Raw genomic sequence first — 6350 nt, forward strand, 5'->3', positions numbered from 1 at the left:
TGGGACTCCTCGAGGATTCTGTGGAAGGTTGACTCGAAGGATCACGCGGTGGCCGCTTTACGTCCATCACCGACACGATGACGAACCCAGCAACCGCGCTACACCACTATGCGGGACTCAACTCTGGCGTGCAGATTCGTTCACGATGTAACGAGTTCGCTTACCCGTGGCGTGACGACGTGGACTCGGCCACCTGGACTGCGTATGGGCAGTTCGCCAATGCGACCAGTCGGTAAGCGGCGCCACGGCCGATCCCCGGCAGCGCTGCGCGCGCGAAACCGCGAGTAGAAGCGGAATAACGCTAAAAAGCGTTGTCGTGCAAACCAATCACCGAGAGTCGCTCTCGTTGCAGCTAAGGGGACTCGAGACGCGGCGTGAGGCGAGAGACCAGACATTGCGACCCGCGGCTACGGGTCGGCAAAGCCAGGAAGGGTCTCGCTCCCCGAAAACGCACAGACTTGCCGAGCGCTAAGAGAATGGTCAGGACAGCCGATCGATAGCGCGAAGGCTTCGATCGGCCGTCCTGCGGTGGCCGCGACTTAACGTGTGGTGTATCCGCCGTTGGCGAAGATGGTTTGCCCGGTGATCCAGTGCCCGTCGCCTGCGAGGAAAACCGCGAGGGGGGCGATGTCTTCGATCTTGGTCAGCCGGTTGCCCATGCCCTGGCTGGCGTGGAACTCGACCCGCTCAGGGGTCTCTTCCGGATAGAAGAACGGCGTGTCCATCGGTCCTGGGGCGATGTTGTTCACATTGATCAGACGCGGTGCAAACTCCTTGGAGGCGGCTCGGACGAAGTGCTCGACCGGTGACTTGGCGCCGGCGTAGGTGGAGTAGCCGTCGGTGTACGCGGCCAGCAGCGCGGTCACGATGGTCGTCAAGCTCCCGCCGTCGTTGAGGCGTCGACCGGCCTCCTGAATGAAGAAGTACGCGGCCTTGGAGTTGATGTCGAACATGGCGTCGTACTCGGCCTCGGTGGTATCCAGAATCGGCTTGCGCAGCACCTTGCCGGCGGTGTTGATCGCGATGTCTACGCCGCCGAAGGCGTCGACCGCGGCGTCGAACAGCGCCGCGACATTCTTCGGAACGGTGAGATCGCCCTGGACCTTGATTGCCTGCGCTCCGGCCGCCACCACGTCGGCCACTGTCTGGTCTGCGTCGGACTCGGTGGCTGCGCTGTTGTAGTGGACCGCAACGTTGACGCCGCTGTGCGCCAACGTCCTGCTGATGAGACCGCCGAGGTTCTTGGCTCCGGCGGCAACGACTGCGGACTTACCTTCGAGTGTGGTCATGCCCCGACCATAAAAGCGCTCCTAACAAATTGAAAACAGTAAAAGCCGTCAAATCTACAACTATTATTTGTGAATGCTCCGTGACCTGCGCCGCCTCGAACAGTTCGTCGGTGTCGCCGAAGCGGGCAGCTTCACGGCGGCCGCTGCGCACCTGCATCTGAGCCAGCAGGCGTTGAGCAGTTCGGTCAGCCAACTCGAAAAAGACTTGGGCGTAGCCCTGTTCACCAGGACGGGCCGACGCATCACCCTGACCGTCGCCGGCCGGGCGCTTCTCACCGAAGCGCGACCACTGCTGGCGGCCGCCCGAACCGTCGACGAACACGTCCGCAGCGCCGCGACCGACCAACGGCCATGGGTGATCGGCCACAGTCCGGCGCTCAGCGGCACCGAGGTCTACCAGTTGGTCGAGCCCGCCATCGATGCGTACCCCCGGCTGTCGTTCACGCTTCGACAGCTCTACCCCGACGCCCTGGTAGCCGGCGTGCTGGACGGCTCCCTGGATCTAGGACTGCGACGGGGGATCGCACCCACCGGCGAACTGGCCGGCGCGGTCATCGGGTATCACCGCGTGCGCGTCGCCGTCCCACGCGGGCACCGCCTCGCCGCCGCCGACCTGATCGACATCACCGACCTGGCCGGCGAACAGCTCGCGCTCTGGGCGCCACCCGGCTCCTCCTACTTCAGCGACTTTCTCATGAGCGCTTGCCGCCGTGCAGGTTTCGAGCCCGACTACGTCGTCAGCAGGGTCCAGGGCGCCGCGATGGTCGCAGCCCCGGTAACCACCGGCGCCATCGCGCTGGTCACCGCCGACCTCGGAACCGTCATGGATGGCCGGGTCCGCATCATCGACCTCCAACCCACGCTCATGGTTCCCGTGCAAGCCCTCTGGCAACGACACACCGTCTCACCATTACGAAGCGCCCTGCTCAAGACCCCGGATGCGCGCCCGGACGTGTGACATACGGGGACCGTCCGATTCACGGTGGATCCGACCTTGGCATTGATTAGTTGGCGGTCGGGGTGATCCGGCCGTTGAAGGTGATCGCAAGCGCGTTGAGTGCGGGCTCGCACCTCACTGCCCAGCGTGCGTTGCCTCGCCCGGTGGGATCTAGTGATCGGGTCGCACGGCAGAGGCATGTGAGGGCGGGTTGTTCGGTCGGGAAATGCCCTCGGGGGCGGATCGCGCGCCGGTAGCGGGCATTGGTTGACTCCACGGCGTTCGTCGAGCAGATGCCCCGGCGTATCTCGACGTCGTAGTCCAGGAACGGCACGAACTCGCTCCAGGCGTTCTCCCAGAGCTGGATGATCGCTGGATACTGGACACCCCACTTCGCGGTGAACTCCGCGAACCGTTCGTCGGCCGCGGCCTCGGTCGCCGCGGTGCAGACCGGCCGGATGTCCTTAACGATCTGGTCCCAGTGCTTGCGTGATGTGTAGCGAAAAGTGTTGCGTAACAGATGAATCACAGGTTTGGATGATCGGCCGGCCCCTTGAGCCCGTCGCGGACCAGGATGCAGACATCGCCGGTGCCGCCCTTCTTGACGAAGGTTGCATCATCGAACACCTCGGCGCCGTAGGCGTCGGCGAAGTGGGCAGCGACCTCACCGGTGGTCAATCCCTTTGCCGTAGCGACGAGACGACGATCTGCGGGTCGAAGCTGCTGTTGACGTCGCGGGGCACCACGATCTCGACTGGGCCGATCGCGGTGAGCACCGTCTTGGGCCGGGTGCCGTTACGGGAGTTGCCGCTGCCGCGTCCAGCCGGGTCGTGCTTGTCATACCCCAGGTGCTCGGTCATCTCCGCATCCAGGGCGGTCTCGAGCACGTTGTTGGTCAACTGGTTGAGCAGCCCCGTCGGGCCGACCAGTTCGACTCCTTGCTCCTTCGCTTGGGCCAGCAGTGCTCGGCCAGCTGCCGTTGATCCAGCAAGGCCGAATCCCCTCAGTCAGTACAGCTCAACCGGGGCCAGGCCCATCCGCCTGTATGTGTCTTTGAGGATCATTCGTGACGCTAGCACTGCCACTGCCAGGCGCTGCCACCTATCATTACTGGGGGATCGATCAACGAACTCATGACGGGCTGCGCGGTCGGCGTGTCCGCTCAGTTCTCCTTCTCCGGGTTTGGACGCGGCGAAACACGCTCTAACACAACGTGAGTCGTGGTGGCCCACTTCACTGGCAGCGACATGGAAGACGGGGACTTGATTCCAGCGACCTACACGATCCTTTTGCTCTGCGGCCCGGCGACAGCCATCGCCGCGGTATGGGCCGCCGAACGCATCGGCGTGCCATTTCCCATCCTGCTGGTCGGGGTCGGGGTGTTTCTCAGCTGGTTCCCGTGGACCCCTTCCCCAGAAATACCGCCCGAGATCGTGTTCTACGTGTTCCTACCGCCGCTGGTCTACTACGCGGCACTGTTCGTTGCACCCGATGATCTGCGAAGGCACGCCCGGCTCGTCACCCTGCTGGCCGTGGGATTGGTGGTGGCCACCGCCGCCGCGGTGGCCGGGGTGCTGGTGGGCCTCCTGGGCCTGTCCGTGATGGCCGCCATCGTGGCGGGCGTGATTGTCGCGCCTACCGACACCGTGGCGGCCACATCGATTTTCCGTCGACTCGGCGCACCCGAGGAGCTGTCGACGATCATCGAGGGGGAAGGACTCACCAATGACGGCAGCGCTCTGGTGCTCTACACCGGCGCCGTGAGCACCACGGTGGCTGGCGTCGTGCATCCCGGCCACCTGGCAATAACGTTTCTGTTGGATCCGTTGGGCGGAGCAGCGCTCGGCTTCGCGATTGCCTGGGCCATGGTCAGGGTGCGGCTGCGCATGAACCATCCCGCACTGGAAATCACCATTTCGCTTGCGACCCCCTACTTCACCTACGCCGCCGCGGACGCCGTCGGCATATCGGGTGTCTTGGCCACAGCGGTCGCCGGGGTGTACGTCGGCTCCCGCATGAGTGAGATCTATTCGCCGGGCGCGCGACTGCAAGCGATCGCCTTCCTCGACGTGCTGGTTTTCCTGCTCAACGCAGTGTTGTTCATCCTGGTAGGCATCCAGCTGCACCGGCAGGTGCACTGGGCGCAGCGCGAGCCCGTCCTCGACCTTCTCGCGACGGTGTCGGCTGTTGTCGCCGTGGTGATCGTGATGCGGCTGGTGTTCACCCTGGCATGTTCACCCTGGCCGGCCCTGCCCTGGCCAAGCTGCGCGGCCGCGCGGTGAGCGCGGGCTTGTGGCGAGAACGCACGGTCGTGGGCTGGGCCGGGATGCGCGGCGGGATATCGCTCGCGGCGGCATTGGCCATCCCGCTGCGCTGCGCCGACGGCTCACCCTTTCCCGATCGGGAGCTTGTGATCGTGATCGCGGGGGCGGTCGTCCTGGTGACCCTCATTATGCAAGGCGTGACCCTGCCCCGGCTGCTACAGGGGCTGGGTCTACGGCCGGAGGACTCTCGGAGCGAGGAGGCCCAGGCCCGCCTGCGGGCGGCCCACGCCGCGCTGGCATGGCTGGATGAACACGACAGTGGCGACCGCGACGACGCGGCCGTCGAGTCCGCCCGCGCCCTCTACGAGGCAAGGGTCCGGCGCCTGCAGGCCACTGCTCGCGACCATCACGAGGAGAGCGAAGCCGAAACCCGCGTCGACGAGCTGGGAAGCTACGTGGCGCTGCGGCTTGCGTTGTTGAGCGTCGAGCGTTCGGAGATGTTGGAATTGCGACGCAACGGTGCCATCAACGCCTCCGTCTTGCGGTCGGTTGAACGGGGCCTCGACCTGGAGGAATCCCGGCTGAGCCGTCTCTAACCGGTGCGCAGCCAGGGTGCAGCCACCGGAACTACGGCCCAACGACACACCGTCTCACCATCACGAAGCGCCCTGCTTTAAGACCCCGGATGCGCGCCCGGACGTGTGACAGACGAGACGAGAAGTGTGCGACCTTCCATCTGGACCGCGCGTGCGCGGGGCGCCATCCGGCGCGGTGGCCGACAGGCGACAGCTTTCAGCTGGTCACCAGGGTCGACCGGTAATCTCGCAGCCGATAGTTCGGCACCGAGGGGACGAGGAACCTATGACTGCGCATCGCTCACTAGCCACGCTCGCCATGTTCGCGACGGCCGGTGTCGCATGGCTGGGTAGCGCAGGGATCGCCAACGCCAGCCCGCAAGACGATGCCTACCTGGCCGCATTGCGCGACGCGGGCCTGACGTGGACCCCCGAAACGGTGCCCGGCCTACTCCAAGAGGCACAAGACGTCTGCTACAACCTCACCTGGGACTGGAGCCCCCAACGCATCGCCGACGACCTCGAGGCGCGTCTGGGCCCACAGGGCGTCACGCCCGCGCAAGCCGCCACCATCGTCAACGCCGCGCACCGCACCTACTGCCCCGGCAACGTGTGCGACGCTCCCGTCCTCTGCACGTAATAGGGGCTCCCCGAAGGGATTCAGCTCACGACGGATTGCGCTGCGGCGCTTCGGTTTTCGGCACCTTTCGAGGTGGCGTAACGAAGCGCCGATAGGTTCGTCGGCGTTGAGCCACTGGCATCGGGTTCGACGAGGGCGCCGCGTGGTGCCTCCGGGTCCGACCGCCGGCAGAATGGGAGCGTTGTCGTCGAACGACGACGCTGCCAAGTGACCCCCGTCACCCTATAGTTGACACATTGTGAGCGGCGCGACCGAGGCTGAAGCCTTCCCCGTCTTCGACGACGAGCAGATGGCGCGGTTGCGCACCTACGGCACCCCGGCGCCAGTCCGCTTGGGCCAGTTGTTGTTTGCGGCCGGCCAACCGAGTTACGACTTCGTCGTCCTGGTAAGCGCCGTTGTCGAGACGGTCCGCGAGGCCAGCGCCGATCACCCCGAAACCGTGCTGGCGCGCCAGGGCCCGGGCCAGTTCCTGGGCGAACTGAACCTGCTGACGGGGTGTACGGCGCGTCCGAGGGGCTGGCCACGCTGTCCACGGTCGCAGGGGACCTGGAACTGCGGATTCCCAAGCTGCGCACCGGGTCATTTTTCCCGGCGTTGTTGGAGCGGCGTCGCCGGGTCGATCAGTGCTTGTTCGCGGTGGTGATG

At 65.4% G+C, this 6350-nt stretch carries 5 protein-coding genes and 2 pseudogenes; 5 read left to right on the top strand and 2 right to left on the bottom strand.

All coding sequences use genetic code 11. The annotated features are described in order from the left end of the window. Positions 1–539 precede the first annotated feature (539 nt). Positions 540–1289, bottom strand: coding sequence for an SDR family oxidoreductase (locus H7I87_RS18570; protein ID WP_023862407.1), 750 nt, complete (start codon positions 1287–1289; stop codon positions 540–542). 73 nt (positions 1290–1362) lie between these two features. Between H7I87_RS18570 and H7I87_RS18575 the strand changes: the two genes are divergently transcribed. Then, positions 1363–2247 (top strand): LysR family transcriptional regulator, encoded by an 885-nt coding sequence (locus tag H7I87_RS18575; RefSeq protein WP_023881603.1) that lies wholly within the window; start codon positions 1363–1365, stop codon positions 2245–2247. Between the two features lie 46 nt (positions 2248–2293). Here the strand turns inward: H7I87_RS18575 and H7I87_RS18580 are convergent. Continuing rightward, positions 2294–3233 (bottom strand): annotated as a pseudogene (locus H7I87_RS18580) (transposase). 213 nt (positions 3234–3446) lie between these two features. On the opposite strand from H7I87_RS18580, the gene H7I87_RS18585 reads away from it, so the two are divergent. The 4 genes and pseudogenes from H7I87_RS18585 to H7I87_RS18600 all read left to right on the top strand — a co-directional run. Next, a complete protein-coding gene (locus H7I87_RS18585) occupies positions 3447–4508 on the top strand; it encodes a cation:proton antiporter (protein ID WP_050483924.1) in 1062 nt (353 codons plus the stop codon). Further along, positions 4457–5086, top strand: coding sequence for a cation:proton antiporter domain-containing protein (locus tag H7I87_RS18590; RefSeq protein ID WP_031344962.1), 630 nt, complete (start codon positions 4457–4459; stop codon positions 5084–5086). Before H7I87_RS18585 ends, H7I87_RS18590 begins: the two co-directional genes overlap by 52 nt. 265 nt (positions 5087–5351) lie before the next feature. After that, the gene (locus H7I87_RS18595) at positions 5352–5705 is read left to right on the top strand and encodes a DUF732 domain-containing protein (RefSeq protein ID WP_080683613.1); all 354 of its coding nucleotides are present in this window, start codon (positions 5352–5354) and stop codon (positions 5703–5705) included. Positions 5706–6230: 525 nt separating this feature from the next. Beyond that, positions 6231–6350 (top strand): annotated as a pseudogene (locus tag H7I87_RS18600) (transposase); the annotation flags it as partial.

Origin of the sequence: Mycobacterium timonense (genome assembly GCF_025821985.1) — a bacterium.
Taxonomy (GTDB): Bacteria; Actinomycetota; Actinomycetes; order Mycobacteriales; family Mycobacteriaceae; genus Mycobacterium; species Mycobacterium avium.

Excerpts from the sequence above, each read along its gene's own strand:
- H7I87_RS18570 (WP_023862407.1), bottom strand. The coding sequence starts at position 1,289 with ATGACCACACTCGAAGGTAAGTCCGCAGTCGTTGCCGCCGGAGCCAAG.
- H7I87_RS18590 (WP_031344962.1), top strand. The coding sequence starts at position 4,457 with ATGTTCACCCTGGCCGGCCCTGCCCTGGCCAAGCTGCGCGGCCGCGCG.
- H7I87_RS18575 (WP_023881603.1), top strand. The coding sequence starts at position 1,363 with ATGCTCCGTGACCTGCGCCGCCTCGAACAGTTCGTCGGTGTCGCCGAA.
- H7I87_RS18595 (WP_080683613.1), top strand. The coding sequence starts at position 5,352 with ATGACTGCGCATCGCTCACTAGCCACGCTCGCCATGTTCGCGACGGCC.